Source organism: Arthrobacter sp. TJ-178, assembly GCF_058269275.1.
Genome location: NZ_JBZCNK010000004.1, coordinates 208,724 through 225,757, shown reverse-complemented (window position 1 = coordinate 225,757; position 17,034 = coordinate 208,724). Strand labels below are relative to the sequence as shown.

The 17,034-nt window shown below is 61.5% G+C and carries 15 protein-coding genes and 1 pseudogene; 10 read left to right on the top strand and 6 right to left on the bottom strand.

Features of this window, described 5'->3' with window-relative positions; all coding sequences use genetic code 11:
• The first annotated feature begins 364 nt into the window (after positions 1 to 364).
• Both AC4D2Q_RS12665 and AC4D2Q_RS12660 read left to right on the top strand, forming a co-directional pair.
• Positions 365 to 1,933 carry a GH25 family lysozyme gene (locus tag AC4D2Q_RS12665; protein ID WP_490946778.1) on the top strand — a complete coding sequence of 523 codons (1,569 nt, stop codon included), beginning with the start codon at positions 365 to 367 and terminating at the stop codon, positions 1,931 to 1,933.
• Positions 1,934 to 2,098: 165 nt separating this feature from the next.
• Positions 2,099 to 3,448, top strand: a complete 1,350-nt coding sequence (locus tag AC4D2Q_RS12660; protein WP_490946777.1) for a CAP and S-layer homology domain-containing protein — start codon at positions 2,099 to 2,101, stop codon at positions 3,446 to 3,448.
• 68 nt (positions 3,449 to 3,516) lie between these two features.
• On the opposite strand, the gene AC4D2Q_RS12655 is transcribed toward AC4D2Q_RS12660, so the two are convergent.
• Together AC4D2Q_RS12655 and AC4D2Q_RS12650 are read right to left on the bottom strand one after the other, a co-directional pair.
• Positions 3,517 to 4,497 (bottom strand): NAD-dependent epimerase/dehydratase family protein, encoded by a 981-nt coding sequence (locus AC4D2Q_RS12655; protein ID WP_490946776.1) that lies wholly within the window; start codon positions 4,495 to 4,497, stop codon positions 3,517 to 3,519.
• Positions 4,498 to 4,611: 114 nt separating this feature from the next.
• The gene (locus AC4D2Q_RS12650) at positions 4,612 to 4,950 is read right to left on the bottom strand and encodes a hypothetical protein (protein ID WP_490946775.1); all 339 of its coding nucleotides are present in this window, start codon (positions 4,948 to 4,950) and stop codon (positions 4,612 to 4,614) included.
• Between the two features lie 73 nt (positions 4,951 to 5,023).
• Between AC4D2Q_RS12650 and AC4D2Q_RS12645 the strand changes: the two genes are divergently transcribed.
• Positions 5,024 to 5,803 (top strand): SOS response-associated peptidase, encoded by a 780-nt coding sequence (locus AC4D2Q_RS12645; protein WP_490946774.1) that lies wholly within the window; start codon positions 5,024 to 5,026, stop codon positions 5,801 to 5,803.
• Between the two features lie 10 nt (positions 5,804 to 5,813).
• Here the strand turns inward: AC4D2Q_RS12645 and AC4D2Q_RS12640 are convergent, their stop codons facing one another.
• Positions 5,814 to 6,782: an aldo/keto reductase gene (locus AC4D2Q_RS12640; RefSeq protein ID WP_400929506.1), complete on the bottom strand. Its 969-nt coding sequence runs from the start codon at positions 6,780 to 6,782 to the stop codon at positions 5,814 to 5,816.
• A 152-nt stretch (positions 6,783 to 6,934) separates the two neighbouring features.
• On the opposite strand from AC4D2Q_RS12640, the gene AC4D2Q_RS12635 reads away from it, so the two are divergent.
• Together AC4D2Q_RS12635 and AC4D2Q_RS12630 are read left to right on the top strand one after the other, a co-directional pair.
• A complete protein-coding gene (locus AC4D2Q_RS12635; protein WP_490946773.1) occupies positions 6,935 to 7,771 on the top strand; it encodes an aldo/keto reductase in 837 nt (278 codons plus the stop codon).
• A 248-nt stretch (positions 7,772 to 8,019) separates the two neighbouring features.
• Positions 8,020 to 8,436 (top strand): hypothetical protein, encoded by a 417-nt coding sequence (locus AC4D2Q_RS12630; protein WP_490946772.1) that lies wholly within the window; start codon positions 8,020 to 8,022, stop codon positions 8,434 to 8,436.
• Between the two features lie 1,001 nt (positions 8,437 to 9,437).
• Here the strand turns inward: AC4D2Q_RS12630 and AC4D2Q_RS12625 are convergent.
• Positions 9,438 to 10,070 (bottom strand): Type 1 glutamine amidotransferase-like domain-containing protein, encoded by a 633-nt coding sequence (locus tag AC4D2Q_RS12625; protein ID WP_490946771.1) that lies wholly within the window; start codon positions 10,068 to 10,070, stop codon positions 9,438 to 9,440.
• A 221-nt stretch (positions 10,071 to 10,291) separates the two neighbouring features.
• Positions 10,292 to 11,185 (bottom strand): NmrA family NAD(P)-binding protein, encoded by an 894-nt coding sequence (locus AC4D2Q_RS12620; RefSeq protein WP_490946770.1) that lies wholly within the window; start codon positions 11,183 to 11,185, stop codon positions 10,292 to 10,294.
• Between the two features lie 112 nt (positions 11,186 to 11,297).
• Here AC4D2Q_RS12620 and AC4D2Q_RS12615 point away from each other — a divergent pair, with 112 nt between their 5' ends.
• The 3 genes and pseudogenes from AC4D2Q_RS12615 to AC4D2Q_RS12605 all read left to right on the top strand — a co-directional run.
• Positions 11,298 to 11,858: a TetR/AcrR family transcriptional regulator gene (locus AC4D2Q_RS12615; RefSeq protein WP_490947064.1), complete on the top strand. Its 561-nt coding sequence runs from the start codon at positions 11,298 to 11,300 to the stop codon at positions 11,856 to 11,858.
• Between the two features lie 212 nt (positions 11,859 to 12,070).
• On the top strand, positions 12,071 to 12,235 hold the full coding sequence (locus AC4D2Q_RS12610; protein ID WP_181034562.1) for a hypothetical protein: 165 nt from the start codon (positions 12,071 to 12,073) through the stop codon (positions 12,233 to 12,235).
• Between the two features lie 258 nt (positions 12,236 to 12,493).
• Positions 12,494 to 12,568 (top strand): annotated as a pseudogene (locus tag AC4D2Q_RS12605) (Lsr2 family DNA-binding protein); the annotation flags it as partial.
• 469 nt (positions 12,569 to 13,037) lie between these two features.
• Here the strand turns inward: AC4D2Q_RS12605 and AC4D2Q_RS12600 are convergent.
• The gene (locus tag AC4D2Q_RS12600; protein WP_490946769.1) at positions 13,038 to 14,642 is read right to left on the bottom strand and encodes an S-layer homology domain-containing protein; all 1,605 of its coding nucleotides are present in this window, start codon (positions 14,640 to 14,642) and stop codon (positions 13,038 to 13,040) included.
• Between the two features lie 709 nt (positions 14,643 to 15,351).
• On the opposite strand from AC4D2Q_RS12600, the gene otsB reads away from it, so the two are divergent.
• Both otsB and AC4D2Q_RS12590 read left to right on the top strand, forming a co-directional pair.
• Positions 15,352 to 16,128 (top strand): trehalose-phosphatase, encoded by a 777-nt coding sequence (gene otsB, locus AC4D2Q_RS12595; RefSeq protein WP_490946768.1) that lies wholly within the window; start codon positions 15,352 to 15,354, stop codon positions 16,126 to 16,128.
• A 108-nt stretch (positions 16,129 to 16,236) separates the two neighbouring features.
• Entirely contained in the window at positions 16,237 to 17,025 is a 789-nt protein-coding gene (locus tag AC4D2Q_RS12590) for a thioesterase family protein (protein ID WP_490946767.1), read from the top strand.
• Positions 17,026 to 17,034: the final 9 nt, after the last annotated feature.

Below are 17,034 nucleotides of genomic sequence, written 5' to 3'. Positions count from 1 at the left end.
CCGTCTGAAGAGAAGGAAATTCACGATTCCCGGTAGCAGACTTGTCTTTCTCGGGAGTTCAGCGGGATTTTCGTCCTGCGACTCTAGACGAACGAAATGCGGGTATGTAACGATTTACCTGCAAAATACTCATTTCGCCTATGCCGGTCTGATGCACAGAAATATCGTGCCCTACGGTATAAGTAGCCCGCGGCATCTATTGCCACGGTACTGAAAGCGGTCCGGTGCCTCCATTAGTGCCGGGGCTTCGTCGCGGGCTTAGGTACAACTTCGCAGCATTGCAGAGCGTTAAAGAAGAACCGTGGGGGGTTTTTCACATCTGCGGACAACGCGGGAAATTCATCCACTTCTCATCCAGGACATAATGAAAAAAACAACTCTTTCAACGGGACTGACCTCAGTAGCCCTCGCTGCCATCTTGGCGGTTTCAGCCCTGGCCGGCCCGGCCGGCGCTGCAGTGCCCGCCGTCACCGCTGATACGCCGAGCAGCGGACTCAGCGAGGCCGAGCAGGCCCGGATCATCGGAGAGAACGGCGCGAGCATGGGCCAGGGCATGCAGCGGCTCAACATCTCCGGAGACGCGCAGGTGCCGGCTCCGAACGAGGCTGGCTCTGCCCCCGCCGCCGAAGCTCCGCAGCAGGGCCTCGATTCCAGTGCGGCAAAGGCGCAGGCGGTTGATCCTGAGGCCGTTGATCCTGAGGCAGCCGAAGAACTGGGGGGAAACTGGCGGCCCGCCGGCATCCAGGGCATGGATGTCTCCAGCCACCAGGGCAATGTCGATTGGAACCGTGCCTGGTCACAGGGATCCAGGTTTGCCTATGCGAAGGCCACCGAGGGCACCGGATACAAGAACCCGAACTTCGGCCAGCAGTACGCCGGTTCTTATAACGTGGGCATGGTTCGCGGTGCCTACCACTTCGCGCTCCCGAACGTCTCCTCGGCCGTTGAACAGGCAAATTACTTTGTCAACAACGGAGGGGGCTGGTCGGCGGACGGCAAAACACTTCCCCCGCTCCTGGATATTGAATACAACCCCTACGCTTCCCTGGGTAACACCTGCTACGACATGAGCCAGACCCAGATGGTCAACTGGATCAAGGCATTCTCCAACCAGGTCAAGGCCCGGACGGGCCGGGCACCGATGATTTACACCACCACGGACTGGTGGTCCTACTGCACCGGCAACAGTGCCGCATTCAGCGAAAACCCGCTGCACATTGCCAGCTACAACGAAGTTGGCGCCGGCCCCCTCCCGGCCAGCTGGAGTTTCTACAGCCTCTGGCAGTACAGCAGCACCGGACCGTTCGTGGGCGACTCGAACGTCTGGAACGGGACAGCAGCAGGACTGACCGCTTTTGCCCGGGATACACCCGCAGCCGCACCGGCCGCACCGCAGGGTCCGTTCCGGGATGTTCCCGCGGGCAGGGCCTTTGCCAAGGAAATCACCTGGCTCAAGAATGCAAAGATCACCACAGGGTATGCGGACGGGACCTTCCGGCCCCTGGAGCCTGTCAGCCGTGAGGCCATGGCCGCTTTCCTCTACCGGATTAAGGGCAGCCCCTCCTATGCGCCGCCGGCCGCCTCCAAGTTTAGGGATATTGGCGGAAGCGAGTTCTACAAGGAAATCAACTGGCTCGCCGCCAAGGGAGTGGCTACCGGCTGGAACGGAAACACTTTCGGCCCCAAACTGGACATCAACCGTGACGCTATGGCCGCTTTCCTCTACCGCTTGGCCGGAAAGCCCGCCTACAGTGCACCGAAGGTCTCACCCTTTAGGGACGTTGCAGTGACCAACCAGTATTACAAGGAGATCAGCTGGTTGAATTCCACCGGGATTTCCACCGGATGGACCGACGGAACATTCCGTCCGTACGAGCCGATTAAGCGCGACGCCATGGCGGCTTTCCTTTACCGCTACGACGCGAAGTTCTAGTCCCTGCCCGCAGCACCCTGGCGTGGACGGCTTTGCCGTTCCGCCGGGTGCTGCAGTTTCCTGTCCGAATTCACTGAAGCACCGCCCCTTATTACCGGTACATCATTTCTGCAGTGTGGCTTGATGAACGGATGTAACGGAAGTGCAGTTAAGAAAATGACAATCATGAAAATGAAGCCCGCATTCCGGACCTTTGGCGTCCGTGTCTCCTGTGCCCTGATCCTCGCCTCTGTTGCCATTCCGGGCAGTGCTGCCGCCGCAACGGTCCACACCGTGCCGGCAGTGGCGGTGCCGGCCGTTGACGGGGCGGCACTTCCCGCTGAGCCGGAAGTTGTTGACGGGGCGGCTCTCCCCCCTGAAACGGAAGTTTCCGATGTGGCACCGGTGATGCCCGATACGCCCAGGCCGGATCCCGCCCTCCTGTCACCGGAGCAGGCCCAGGCCGCCGTCGATGCAGAGGCCGGCACCCAGCTGCCCGGTTCCAGTGCCGCCATACCCGACGGATCCGTGCAGTCGGTCCGCAGCGATGCCTACGCCGGACGGGTGTTCGACCTGATGAATGCCGAGCGCCGGAAGGTCGGGGTAGCCCCCCTCATCTGGAACCAGCAGATTGCCAATGGCTCCCAGGGCTGGGCAAACCATCTGTTAACGGCCACCGCTGATCCGAACTTTGATTGGGCCGGCATCCACCGGGCCGACGCCGGCCTGTCGATTATTCCGGCCGGCGCCAATTGGTACGGGGAGATCATTGCCTTCAACTTCACCCCCGAGTCGATAGTGAACTGGTGGATGAATTCCCCGGCGCACCGGGCAGCAATGCTGGATCCGCGGGAGACGCACACCGGCGTCGGCTATGTGGTGCCCACCAGCGGACCCTACCGGGGCTGGCACCTGGTCGTATCCAACCTGGCCGGCTATCCCAAGGCCGCACCCCTCGCCCCCGCGTCACCCTTCGCTGACCTGGTGAGCGGGCAGCAGTTCCTGGCGGAGATGAACTGGATGCATGCCAAGGGCATTTCCACAGGTTGGACAGAGCGCAACGGGACCAAGACGTACCGGCCTTTGCAGTCGGTCTCCCGCGAGGCCATGGCGGCATTCATGTACCGGCTTTCCGGTTCGCCCCAATTCACCCCGCCGAAGAAGTCCCCGTTCGCCGACGTCCCGACCTCCCACGCGTATTACAAGGAAATATCCTGGCTTGCGGCCAAGGGCATTTCCACGGGCTGGGTCCAGAAAAACGGAACCAAAGTGTTCCGCCCCTCGGCGGACGTCAACCGGGACGCAATGGCAGCCTTCCTGTACCGGCTGAAGGGCTCCCCGAACTACACGGCTCCGAAGACATCACCGTTCCGGGACGTTTCCAAGTCCAACCAGTTCTACAAGGAGATCTCCTGGCTTGAGGACCGCGGTGTGGCCGGCGGCTGGCCGGCCAGCGCCGGAGCGTCCGAATACCGGCCGGGCTCCACAATCGCCCGTGATGCCATGGCGGCGTTCATGAAGCGGTGGGCTTCCTAAGCCCAGCCGGTGTGTTCCGGGCGTCGCGGCCTGCTGTGGCCGCGGCGCCCGGTGCTGTTTAACCGCCTTTAACGGGCGGCAGCCGTCAGTTTGTCGGAAAGGGCCATGAAGCCCTGGTCCACTTTCTGCTCCGCCGGATGGGCGTCGTACCAGCGGAGAATTTCAGCGGCACCGTCCGCAAAGGGAATCCGGGCCTGATAATCCGGCACCAGGGACTTGATCTTTGTGTTGTCGAAAATGACCGAATGGGATTTGTCTCCCAGCAGGCCGGGCCCGTGGTCGGGATCATGGACGGCGATGGTCTCCGAGGAGACATGCACCAGCTCCGGTTCCGGGACCCCGGCAGCGGCGGCCATGATCCGGTAAATCTCGTTCCAGGGCAGGAACTCATCCGAGGTGATGGTGTAGGCATCGCCCACCGCAGCGGGCCGGCCCAGCAGACCGGTGAAGGCCTGAGCAAAGTCCCGGCTGTGCGTCAGCGTCCACAGGGAGGTGCCGTCCCCGTGCACCAGCACCGGCAGCCCCTCCCGCATCCGGTGCAGGTCCGTCCATCCGCCGGTGAGCGGGATCATCGTCTGGTCGTAGGTGTGGGACGGGCGGACCACGGTTCCGGGAAACCCCTCGTCCCGATACGCAGCGGTGAGCAGTTCTTCGCAGGCAATCTTGTCCCGGGAGTACTGCCAGTACGGATTGCGCAGGGGAGTGGATTCCAGGATGGGGAGCCTGGCCGGAGGCTTTTGGTAGGCGGAGGCCGAGCTGATGAACACGTACTGACCGGTCCGGCCGCGGAACAGGTCCATGCTCGCCTTGAGCTGATCCGGGACAAAGGAAATGAAGTCCGCAACGGCGTCGAACTCGCGGCCCTTCAGGACCTCCGACGCGGCGGCGGCATCGCGGATGTCCGCGTGCAGGACCTCGGTCCCGGCGGGCGCCGGCCGCGTGGCAGAGGCGCCCCGGTTCAGCAGGGTGACCCGGTGGCCCAGCCCCGCTGCGTGCTCGGCGACGGCGGAACTGATGACTCCGGTTCCCCCGATGAGAAGAATGTCCATGTGCGCTCCCTGAGTGGATGAAACGGCTGCAGATGGTGCCGGCCGCACGGAGTTTGTTCCGCCGGGCCTATTCTGCAGGACGCGCGGGGTTCTGTCCCGCGCTGTCCCCGCGGGTTATGGAGTTTCCTGGGTTCCGCCCGCGGTGCGCTCGCCGAGGCCGCTTTTCCGGCCCCCGCTGGTGCGCCGGGTGACGGCCGAAGCCCATACCCAGGTGGCCCGCCTAACGCCCGCGTCAGTCCACAGCACCTGTACCGCCCTGGCGTTCCAGGTGCAGGCCTCGCCCCTGACCCGTTCAGCCGAGCTGGGAAACCGGATCCAGGCCCACACCGGGATGCCCGGCAGCGAGGTGGTGGCCGGGTGATGCTCAAAGTCCAGCTCCTCGGGAGTGAGTTCAAGGGGCTCCGCACGCCGGGCATAGCGGGCGGCGATCCGTGCTGCCGCGTCCTGGTCCATGTTTAAAAGTAGAACACATATTCGAATACCGGGGACCTCTGGAGTTCTCCGCTGCGGCAGGCACAATGGGACTATGTGCGGACGATACGTGATGGCCAAGGCAACGTCTGACCTGGTGGCGGCGTTCGCCGCGGACCAGGCGGTGGGGGAGGAAACCGCCCCCTCATGGAACGTGGCTCCCACTGACGATGTGCCCATTGTCACCGAGCGCGCCCGCCGCGCGGAGAACGACGACGGCGGCGGCCGGGCGGCGGCGGTGCGGCGCGTGACCACGGCCAAATGGGGGCTGGTGCCGGTGTGGGCCAAGGACCCCAAAATCGGATCGCGCATGATCAATGCCCGCCGGGAAACGGTCCTGGAGAAACCGGCGTTCCGCAAGGCTGCCGTCAAGCGCCGGGCGCTGGTCCCCGCGGACGGTTACTACGAGTGGGAAAAGTCCGGCGGCACCAAGATCCCCACCTACCTGTATTCACCCATGGAGGATCCGCTGGCCTTTGCCGGGCTGTATGAATTCTGGCCTGATCCGTCCCTTCCCGAAGACCATGACCACAAGTGGCTGCTGAGCTTCACGATTATCACCACCGAGGCCAGCGACGCCCTGGGCCATATTCATGACCGCACGCCGCTGATTGTTCCGCCGGACTTGTATGCGGACTGGCTGGACCCGCAGCTGACCGAAGTACACGGCGTCCAGCAGCTGCTGGACACCATCCCCGAACCGGTGCTGACCCCGCGGGTGGTTTCCAGCGAGGTCAACTCGGTGCGCAACAACGGGCCGCAGCTGATCCGTCCGGCGGACGGGGCGGCCGACAAACCTGCCGGCAGCACTGTGCAGGGCCCCTCGGACGGGTGAAAGCCGCCCTTTACCAGGCGTAATCTTCCGGAGCCGTGCGGTGGCCGGGGAAAATGGTGTCGAGCTTGGCCAGCATCTCCGCGTCCAGCTCCGTATCCAGGGCCTTCAGCGCGTCGTCGAGCTGAGCCTGGATCCGGGGGCCCACAATCGGCGCGGTGACGGCCGGCTGGTGCAGCAGCCAGGCTAGGCCCAGGATGCCCGGAGCGATACCGATTTCGTCCGCATAATCCTCATACTGCACCAGTGCGTCGCGGTGGGTTTCCAGCTCCTCCTTGGCCCGGCCCTCCGTGCTGCGGCCGCCCTGTTCGGTCTTCTTGAGGACCCCGCCCAGCAGCCCGCCCTGAAGCGGCGACCACGGCAGCAAACCCAGCCCGTACTGCTGTGCTGCCGGAATGACTTCCAGCTCAACGGCGCGGTTGATGAGGTTGTAAATGGACTGTTCGCTGACCAGCCCGTTGAAGTTCCGCCGCTGCGCGGCTTCCTGGGCACGGGCAATGTGCCAGCCGGCAAAGTTGGAGCTGCCGTTGTAGATGATCTTGCCCTGCTGCACTGCCACCTCCATGGCCTGCCAGATCTCTTCCCACGGCGTGTTCCGGTCGATGTGGTGGAACTGGTACAGGTCGATGTGGTCGGTCTGCAGCCGGGTCAGGCTGGCATCCAGTGCCTGGCGGATGTTCAGCGCGGACAGGAAGGTGTCATTGGGGCGCTCGCTCATGGAGCCGTACAGCTTGGTGGCGATCACCGTGTCCTCACGCCGTCCGCCGCCCTTGGCGAACCAGCGGCCCACGATTTCCTCGGTCCAGCCCTTTTTGTCCCAGCCGTAGACGTTGGCGGTATCAAAGAAATTGATGCCTGCCTCCCGGGCGGAGTCCATGATCGCGTGGGCGTCCGCCTCCTCGGTCTTCGGTCCAAAGTTCATGGTGCCCAGGCACAGGCGGGAAACGCTCAGGCCGGAACGGCCCAGATGGGTGTACTGCATGAAAGTCATTCCTCATTTGGGGATAGGCAACGGTGGTACGCGGCCGGGTTCGGCGGCAGGACCCATTCTGCGCGTCCAGGCAGCCCCCGCCTAGGGGTACCGGACACTTGCTGCGGGAAATAGGGTGGAGGCAACGCGACGAAAGGCAGCCAATGACGTACGAACACATTCCCGGACTTGACCTGAACAACGGGGTCCGCATCCCCCAACTGGGGTACGGGGTTTTCCAGATTCCGGCGGAGCACACCCAGCAGGCAGTGGAAAGCGCCCTGGAAGCCGGTTACCGCCACATCGATACTGCCGCGGCCTACCGCAATGAAGCAGCCGTGGGCGCCGCCGTCGCCGCGTCCGGCCTGGCCCGGGAAGACCTGTTCATCACCACCAAGCTGCGCAACGGCGACCAGGGGCGGGCCCGTGAAGCCTTCGAGGACAGCCGCTCGGCCCTGGGCCTGGAGCAGATTGACCTGTATCTGATCCACTGGCCGGTGCCGTCGCAGGGTTTGTACCTGCAGGCATGGCGGGAGATGGAACAGATCTACTCCGACGGGCTGGTCCGGGCCATCGGCGTCTCCAACTTCCTGCCGGATCATCTGGAAGAACTCATGGGGAAAGCCACCGTCCCTCCCGCCGTGAACCAGATTGAACTGCATCCCACCTTCCAGCAGCAGGCGCTCGCGGATACGTCCCGCCGCCACGGCATGGCCGTTGAGGCCTACAGCCCGCTGGGCCAGGGGGAGGACCTGGAAAACGCTGCTGTTGCGCAGATCTCCCAGCGGCACGGGGCAACCCCGGCCCAGGTGGTGCTGGCCTGGCATTTGGCTTCGGGCAACATTGTCATCCCCAAGACGGCAACCCCGGAGCGGATGCGGGAGAACCTGGGTGCACTGAGCGTGGAACTCTCGCCCCGGGACATGGAGCAGATCAATGAGCTCGACGCCGGCAGGAGACTGGGAGCGGACCCCGCCACGGCGTCCTTCAGCCAGTACTGATCCGCCGAAGGATCCCTGAACGGCATGACGCCGAAGCGGTACTGGGAAACATAGTCACAAGAAAACCAATTAGCTATGGCATAAGCACTGGACCGTTAACGTGGGCCCCACCAAGAGGTGTCAATCCAACTGCTGACATCTCGGGCGGTAGAGCAGCAGGTTTCTCACACCTTATGGTTCTTTGAGCACGCTATCGAGAGGTTCCCATGGCTGTCAGGTCCGGAGACAGATCATTGCCAGGAACTGCCGTGTTCGCTGCCGTCATCGCAGGTGCTGTTGTCGGTGCTGTCATCGGAGCGCTGGCCATTGCATTTGATGTCGGGGATCCATCCTATTCCGGTCCGGACACACGCTCCGCTGGGTTGGCGGCTATCGCAGCGATGATCGGGGCAAGTCCGGGAGTGCTTGCCGGTCTCCTTGTGGGTTTGGGTATTTGGAAGCTGGATTATCTCCTCTTGCGCAGCTCCTCGTTCTTCTGGCGTTCGGTTATCGAGTGCGTGCTGATCGCGGCGTTCACTATCCTCTGCTCATCGCTCGCCTTCAGGGGGTTGCCTGCTGGAACGATTGCCATGGTGGTCCTTGGCGGAACCCTGGTTGCCTTGGCGCTTTCAGCCGGCTACTTCGCATGGCGTTACCGGAGATTTCATGAAACCCGGATGGTCTGATCGGCGGCGAGAGAGGGACACAAAGTGCCGCAAAACGAAGTCATTTCCCGCTGCGATTCGCAGTCGAAACCATTTTGCCGCTGTGACTCATATTGCTTGTTAGGAGAGTAGTGCCGGGATATCGCGGCGGGGGGCACGGCTTACGGAGCGAGTGGTCAGATCCCAGCCGATTACGATCTTTCGTCCAATCGTCGCAGGAAACTAACATGCGACGGCAGTTGGCTCCGATAGATTGGCCGCATGCAGCTGAGTTCCACCACCGTCCTGAGAGTTCAAGCGACTTGGGCGCAGATCCTCGGACTACCCCAAGAATCCTTGGCAGGCAACGACACGAGGATTTACCGCGAGACAAGCGATAGTTCCGTGCTCATGTTTGTTTCGTTGTTTGGGATAGGCGTTGTAACGGGACCAAAGTGGGCCGCTGAAATAGCTCGCGACCTTCCCGACCAAGAACTCGCAAGTCATACAAAACTTCTGGAAATCAGCGCTCCTTATGGTGGACGGCCATTGGGCGAGGCAGGACTCTATTTTTGTGACACCGTGCCTTCCGTCCCAGACCCCGTTCCGACCGTGAGCAGCAATCCGGAACATGCTTTCGCGTTAGAGCGTGCCTGCTCTCAGGACGACGTGGCAGAAGTCGGCCTGAGCGAGATGAAGAATACGTTCGTTCTGTTGGACAACGACGGCCCTGCGCTGCTTCCGTTGGCAGGATGTGGATACGACTCCTGGGGGTCCAGCCTGGCGCATATGGGTGTCCTCACCGCACCTAGTCAACGGCAGCAGGGATATGCTGCCAGGGCCGTTTCGGTTGCCATGGTTCAGGCCATGAAGTCGGGACTCGTCCCGCAGTGGCGTGCTAGGACGGACAATACCGCTTCCGTCCACACGGCCCTCCGTGCGGGTTTCATTCATGCTGGAACCCAGACGACTGTGCTCCTAAACGCCTAGACTCCGGATGACCGCTTATGGATCGGCTTATAGGATGTCGTTCCCTATCCCTCTTACCGAAAAGCAACACTGCTGCCGTCGACCACTAAAGCCTGACCGTCGCGTAGACCCCAGTAGGGCTGGCCCTCCCGGGTGTAAGCAGCAGCCACCCGGGTTAGGACCTCACTCTCGGGATGTTCCGGAGAACCGAGGTGAGGCACGAAGGGCCGATCCAGGATGTCGAGTCCTTCAAATTGGATGGCTCCGTACATGGATAAGGCATCCTCTGTCGAGTCGCACTCTTCGAGGCCCAACAGGGTTGGGGCGAGGACGCAGCCCCCGGCACTGAAGCCGGCATAGACCAGGGCGTCTGCCTCGAGGCGATCCGTAATGAGAGCGTCGGCCCCCGATTGCGCCAGAGCCGCCCGGAGCGTGAAGACATTGCCGCCCCGGACCCAAAGGAAGTCCGGTTGGCCAATCTTGGCAGCCAGACTCTCTGGGTCGTGGCCCCGAGGGTCAAGCTCACGGGCTGCCAGCCCAACGCCCGCGAGATTCTTAACCTGACGTTCAGTCTCTAGCCGCCGTATCTCAGGATCAGCCCCATCAAACGCGTTCATGATGACCCACCCACATTTGCTCCCGCCGACCATTCTGGTGAACACTTCAGGATGGTCACCGAGTTGGTACGACGACAGATAAAGACGCATGAGGCATTATCCCGACTTTCGGGCGCGGAGGTCGGCCGGACTCGTTCCTTCGGTACGGGATCCCCTGACCGCTACACCTAAGGGTCAGCGGCTAGGCAACTACCGCTGCTACAAGCTCAATCAATCAGGCTTCCTGCGTTGAAACCAGGTTGTGCGCGAACTCTGGCCCCGAGAGAGGTATCGAGCCCCTATCTCGCGTCCATTGCTGCTCAACCCGATGATCACCACTGTGGTGTCGGGTTTTCAAACGCAGGCCTAAGCACACTTTCGCACCAGGCACGGAAGGAGGTCGGCGTGACCGACTGTGGCTCTCGTCGCTGATAGCTGTAGATGCCGTCGTTTTGTGCCGTGGCCATGTCTGCAAGGCCCTGCACCCAAGCGCGGCTCATCCCGTACTGCGACAGAGTAGCGGCGTAGTCCTCGGTCGAGATCTGCTGGTAACGGATCGACGTGCCAAGCACCTCGGAAAGCACCTGGGCCATCTGCGTCGGAGTGAGGTGGTCCGGGCTCACCACTGGGACGACTTCCTGACCGGTCCATGTCCTGTCCGTCAGCAGACGGACCGCGACGCCGGCAATGTCCTGCGTGGCGACGGTCAGCAGTTCCTGGTCGGCTGAGTTCGGCATAAAGATCATGCCGTGCTCCTTCAACGAGGTCATCTGATTCAAGAGGTTGTCCATGAAGAACGGCATACCGAGCGACCTGTAGTCCACGCCCGTGCCCTCGAGGACCGACTCCGCTTCGAGTGCTGCGGACAGGTGGCCGGCTTCCTTGGTGTAGCCGCGGCCGAGCGTAGACACGGCGACCACCCGTCGAACGCCGTGTGAGCTGATTGCTGGAGCCGCAGCCTCAGCGAAGGCTCGATAGTGGGCGCTCACATTGTCCGTCGCGGCATCCGGCGGAACCACGTAGAACACCGCGTCGGCCCCATCGAATGCCGTCATGGTGATACCCCGGTCATTGTGGTTGCCCTGCATCACTTCCACCCGAGTGCGAACCTCGTGCGGCAGGCGGCTGGGGTCTCTAACGATGACGCGGACCGACTCACCTGCCGCCAGCAGATCCCGGACAACGTGGTGGCCTATCTGGCCGGTTGGGGTGGTAACGACGATCATGAATCCTCCAGTGGAAAGCGCGAGGCGGACTGGATCAGCGTGAATAGGAACCACGCTTCCGGTTGCGAGGGCCAACATACGGAAGTAGGATTCCGTTTGTCAAGGAGGAACCATCGACGATCAACTGCGAGCTGATGCTCGACGCAATCGGGCCGCCATTCTGGGCTCGGCCAGTCATCTTTTTGCCGAACGCGGTCATGACGTTCAGATGGGCGAGATTGCCGCGCATGCGGAGCTCGGCATCGGCTCCCTCTACCGCCATTTTCCCAATAAGCGGGCGCTTCTGACCTCGATCGTGCAGCACCGATTTCAAGACATGGTGAAGTTGGCCCTTTCTGCCGAGAAGCTCAGCGACCCCTGGGATGCTTTCAAATCGGTTCTCGTCCAATATCTCGAAGCTGCCGAAGCGGACAAGGCATTCCAGTGGGTGTTGCTCGGCTCCGATGCTGTTGATTGGGACGGCATCAAGACCGAGAAAGACGAATTCGCTGCAGTAGTCACCCGCATCATCGCCCGCGCCGTGGATGCTGGCGCTGTGCGATCTGACCTCACCTACGCCGACTTCCCCATGATGACCTGCGGAATCATGTCCACCATGTACTTCCGGCCAGGTCATAACGCCAACTGGCGCCGCCACCTGGCCTTACTTCTAGAAGGGCTACAGTTGCGGTGAGACCGCCCCCCTCGTACGCCTGAGGTTTCTTGCCTGGACCGCACTCGAAGATGTTGCGCTGGAGGATCGCCTCATGCGTCAGGCGCCTTCGGATCATCGTTGTGCTGAACGAGACCCCGAGGATCCGGTCGTTGTCTGCGGCTTCACACGGGCGTGCGGTCCGTAGCATTACGCTCGAGGGACTAATCGCTTATGAATCGTGGGGGGTAGTTATGCGTGTAGATGGATTCGGTTTCTTCATCGTCCTCTTCATCATGTGGGTCGTGGTACCGGCGGTCGTTGGCTTTATCCTGTACCTGATCGTCCGCCTCGGGGTGAAGCACGGGCTGCGGTCTTACGATTCCGACAAGAACCAGAGCACGCCTCCTGCCACGTAGGTATTTCGAATACAAGCCGTTCACCCCCATGGGCGTGCCTCTCGACGCACACTTCATCGCGTGAGGGATTCAATACAAGCTGACGAAGCTGCGACTGGTGTTCAAGGTTCGCGACGCACGCTTTGGGTTTCGCCCTGAGGGACGGTTCTGCGGGCGCCTCGCTCGACAGGCTAGGCTGCCTGGAAACCACGCGTTGAACGTCCTGCGTTCGGCCCTGGATCGCCAGGGGCCGGAGGAATATGAGCAAACGCCAAGGAAAATGGTTACGAGATCAGTGCGCGCGGCCGGATCAGTCAAACCGTTATTGAGGTGTTCAAGGCGGCTAACTCGTAGGCAAGAACTCGTTTCCCCACTAACCACGAAGAGCCGTTTTACTCCTTGGGGTTCCGGCAGAGCTGAATTCTCGCTGTGTTGCCTTGCGTTTGCGGTGGCAGGGTAAGTGTTTATCCCATAGCGTCCGGGATGATCCAACTGTCCGATGTTTCAAGCCTTACGTGCGTTGAGGTGATTCACGCGAATTCTTCCTGAGAATTCAGGGATTTCAAGAGGAGGCGCCGGAAGAATCATCACTTCAAAGCTCCGCAGAAAGGGCAGCTACCGTGCCTTCGGCATCAGTAGGTGTATTCTCAGGACGCCATCTGGACGCCGATGGTCGAAGACTCCATAAAGCAGCTGGGTTCGGAGAACCCCCGCAAGGCGGCCGAGGAATTCATTCAGATCAACTATCGGCATCCAGGTCCTGAAGGCCCTCACACCCAGCCGGATTGTCGTGGTCGAGCCATGGCATCATGGCATCACGGCATCACCGGAGAAGATTTGATGGCCCCAACGGATTGAGCCGGTACATGAAGGCCGCCATGGCATCGCGGTTGACCGGCTGGAGGGGTCGGAAGGTTCCGTCGGGCCATCCGGTCGTGACGCCATTCGCGGACATGAATGCCATCTCAAGATAAAACTGGTCGGTGGTTTTAACGTCCCTGTACGGGCTGGTCTCCGGCGCACTAAAGTGCGTGTTCTTGACTGAACGGTACATAAAGGCCACCATGGCGTCCCGCTGGACCGGCTCAAGGGGACGATAGGTGCCGTCCGGCCATCCGGTCGCTATCCCCATACTTGCCAGCCAGGTGATCTCCTTGTAGAACTTGTCGGTCGTGTTCAGGTCCGTGAACGGAGATACCGGCGGTGCTGCAAATTCCGGGGAGCCGTGGAACCGATAGAGGAAAGCCGCCATGGCGTCCCTGCGGACAGGTTCCAGCGGACGATAGGAGCCATCCTCGTAGCCGGTCGCAATGCCGGCGTTCGCCATCCAGCGGATTTCACGCTCAAACTGATCTACGCCCGAGACATCGCGAAACAGCGTGTTTTTCTCCCCGGGAATCGGCAGGACGGAGATCTTATTGTTGTTGTGCGCGATACTCGCCACAAACATTCGTCGCCCGTCGGGGCTGAGGGCAATGTCCTGGACGCCGTGGCGGTAATCCGGCAGCAGGGAATGAGCGCAGATTACTGCATCCGTGGTCAGGTCGATAACCTCAATCCGGGAGCGGCCCCCTGACGAGAGGAAGGCGCGGTCCTCGGATTCGCTCAGCAGAAGGTGCTCACCCTGCCGCGTGGAGAAGCTGTTCAGAACGGATCGGGTCGCTGTATCCAGGACAAGCAGCTTCCCATTGAACCTGTCGGTCACGTAGAGCGTCTTACCGTCTGAAGTGAGGGCCAACTGCCCTGGAGGGCCTCCCACCTCAATGGTCTGAACCACTGCACCTGAGCGTAGATCAATGACATGCACGACGTTCCTGCTCAGGCCGCCTATGTAAGCAAATGACCCCGTCGGGTCGATTGCGATGTCAACGAATGTGCCATAGGCAAGATCAAAGTTCCACGTGTCGACGACGGTGTCCGTCTTGGCGTCGATAACGGTAATGACGCGGTTGTAACCGGCGACATAGACCTTAGCTCCGTCAGGGCTAAAAGCGATTGCCTTGGAATCGAAGATCGGGACTGAAGCCGTCATCGTGTTGGTGAGGGCATCAAAGACCTGCACCGTTCCTGAATTTGTCCCCAGGTATCCTTTGGTTCCGGCGGCATTCAGGTATACCTTTCCGGCGTAGGGATAGTGTCCCGGCACCTGCATTTCCGCCACCTGCTGCAGTGTCGCAGCATCGAGAACCGATACGAAGCCGCTGCCAGGTTCCTCGTTTTTTGTCAGCGACACGTAAAGACGGGAACCGTCCGGGCTTACGGTTACCGCGCCCGGTCCCGCTCCGGCCACCGGGGCTTCCAGGAGCGGCGACGCGCCGAACGCGCCGCAGCCCGTCACGGTGGTTGGAGGAGGAGACACAGTCTCGCCATTTGCATGCGCTGGAACGGCAGTAAAGGTGAAAGACAGTGCCACTGTGCTCGCAAGCACAGCCATTTTTTGCGCAGTTGAACGGATCAACGTACGGCCCCCGGTTCTCAGATCCGCGCAAACTGAATCGCATCAGTTTGCCCTGCGGCGAAGAATTTAGACCGCAATAATTGCAGGGTACCGCGTGCGGCCGAAATTCATGCTCACGCCACTCCATCTCCTAGGTGGCATGCAACGATGGGCGGCCTCCGGGAAACCGTAGTACAAATACAGCCAGCGGTGTCCTGATGCGCTGAGGATCCCTGAGCCTGCCCTCTTGAGGCGCTCGGTGCCTAGCTCATTAGTCTTCGAAGCCCCAGATGCTGGTACGCCTTTTTGTGCCCTGTCTCGTTAGGATCAGGTGATGCAGAAGTACACGCCACGTCGGCAACCATGGGACTGGCGCGGACAGATAATTCAGCTCCTACTCATTGCTCTTGTTTGCGTGATATCAGGTGGAATCGCCTACCTTTCTGCAGTCATCACGGCTCTCCTCGTCAGTGGCGGGCCGCTGCCGGTACCGGCTGGATGGAAGAACGCAGTGGTCCTCGTCGTAGCTCTTGCAGTGTTATGTAGTTTGATGTTTGTCGGCACGGTCCGCATTGGGCGTTACTTGCGTAAAAATCGGGGCCGAATGCTGTAGACAATGCCCCGCTTCCCATGGGGGATCATCTTTCGGGCTCCTGATGTTGGTCGAGTAACGCTGCGTGCTCTCGGTTAGTGTGGGTGTATGGATGCGGCGACCACGGTGATTCAAGCTCTGACAGCGAATAAGGACGCTGGGTTGGTCATGGATTTCGACGGCGTTCTCTCTCGAATAACCGAGGATCCCGAGGCCAGCGAGTTGTTGCCTGGCACGAGGGAAATCCTTGCAAGTTTGGCGACCAGACTTTCGGTCGTCGCTCTTCTCTCCGGACGGCCGGCAAGCTTCCTCGCGGTGCGGGCAACTATCCCAGGCGTAGAACTCTATGGTTCCTACGGTCTTGAACACCTCACCGAGAACGGCATCGAGGTTGATCCCGAAGCCCAGCAGTGGATGGCAGCTGTGAGAGCAGCCACTCAGGCGTTGCACCGAGAATTAGACGATATGGAGGGCATATACGTTGAAGACAAGTCCTTGGCAGTTGCTGTCCACTGGCGGCGCGCACCAGACCGTGACAGCGCCGCGAAACTAATCTCTCCGCTCGTTCAGGAAATGATCAGCACTCATGGGCTGCGCCATGAACCGGGCAAGTTCGTCGAGGAACTCCGAATGCCCCTGAAACAGGACAAAGGCACTGCCCTTCAAAGGATCATCAGTACTGGGAAAATCCAGACGGTCGCATACGCAGGTGATGATCGAGGAGACTTGCCGGCATTCGAAGCGGCAACCGCAGCTGGAGGGCATGCGCTGGTCGTTGATGCCCCTGACATCGCTCCGGACGTACGCAAGATAGCTGGAGCTCACTTCGACAGCCCGGAACAGTTCCAGGCCTGGTTGCAGCAACTCAGCGCCGCAATGCGATAGCGAGGGGTGTCCGCTCGCACAAAGGAGGTCCGAAACGGTTCCGGCACGGAGTCTCCCAGCGCTCCTGTAGCCTGAGATCCAAATCCGAACCGCAAGGAGGGCGCATCCGTGGCCGAGTCGTATTACCGCGCCCTGGGCGAGGAAACCTTTGAGTCCACCGTCCACACCCAGGGCGCCTGGAATGAGCATGAGCAGCATATGGCACCGGTTTCCGGCCTCCTGGCCCACGCACTGGAGACCTGCAGCCCCCGCCCGGACATGCGCATTGCCCGGATCAGCTATGACATCCTGGGCGTCATTCCCGGCGGCACGTTCGACGTGCGGACCAAGGTCCTGCGGCCCGGCCGCACCATTGAGCTGTTGGAAGCGGAGCTGATTGCCGGCGGCCGGACTGCTGTCCGGGCCACCGCCTGGCGGCTGGCGCTGGGTTCCACTGCGGAGGTGGCCGGCCTGGAGGACGCGCCAATGCCCGGACCCGACGGTCTGGAGGAAGCACACGGGATGACCGAATGGCCGGGGGACTTCATCGGCTCACTGGATTTCCGTGCCGTCCCGGGACTGCGGCCCGGCAGGGGCCAGGTGTGGGTGCGCACCCCCTACGCAATGCTGGAGGGGGAAACGACGTCGGACCTGGTGCGGATGGTGGGGCTCGTGGATACAGCCAACGGCATTGCGGCCCGTGTTCCTCCGGGTGCGGACAGCTACATGTTCCCCAATGTTGACCTGCAGATCCACCTTCACCGCCCGCCCCGGGGCGAATGGCTGGGCCTGGATACCAGGGTCACCTTTGGAACCGACGGCATCGGGCTGACGTCTTCCGTGCTGCACGACGCAGACGGTCCTTTTGGCCGCAGCGAACAGATCCTGACGGTGCGCCGGCTCGACGCGCAGGCCTAGGAGACCCGC

Coding starts and splice junctions, on each gene's coding strand:
- AC4D2Q_RS12635 (WP_490946773.1), top strand. CDS start 6,935: ATGACGTACGAACACATTCCCGGACTTGACCTGAACAACGGGGTCCGC.
- AC4D2Q_RS12640 (WP_400929506.1), bottom strand. CDS start 6,782: ATGCAGTACACCCATCTGGGCCGTTCCGGCCTGAGCGTTTCCCGCCTG.
- AC4D2Q_RS12650 (WP_490946775.1), bottom strand. CDS start 4,950: ATGGACCAGGACGCGGCAGCACGGATCGCCGCCCGCTATGCCCGGCGT.
- AC4D2Q_RS12620 (WP_490946770.1), bottom strand. CDS start 11,185: ATGATCGTCGTTACCACCCCAACCGGCCAGATAGGCCACCACGTTGTC.
- AC4D2Q_RS12645 (WP_490946774.1), top strand. CDS start 5,024: ATGTGCGGACGATACGTGATGGCCAAGGCAACGTCTGACCTGGTGGCG.
- AC4D2Q_RS12665 (WP_490946778.1), top strand. CDS start 365: ATGAAAAAAACAACTCTTTCAACGGGACTGACCTCAGTAGCCCTCGCT.
- AC4D2Q_RS12660 (WP_490946777.1), top strand. CDS start 2,099: ATGAAAATGAAGCCCGCATTCCGGACCTTTGGCGTCCGTGTCTCCTGT.
- otsB (WP_490946768.1), top strand. CDS start 15,352: ATGGATGCGGCGACCACGGTGATTCAAGCTCTGACAGCGAATAAGGAC.
- AC4D2Q_RS12625 (WP_490946771.1), bottom strand. CDS start 10,070: ATGCGTCTTTATCTGTCGTCGTACCAACTCGGTGACCATCCTGAAGTG.
- AC4D2Q_RS12610 (WP_181034562.1), top strand. CDS start 12,071: ATGCGTGTAGATGGATTCGGTTTCTTCATCGTCCTCTTCATCATGTGG.
- AC4D2Q_RS12655 (WP_490946776.1), bottom strand. CDS start 4,497: ATGGACATTCTTCTCATCGGGGGAACCGGAGTCATCAGTTCCGCCGTC.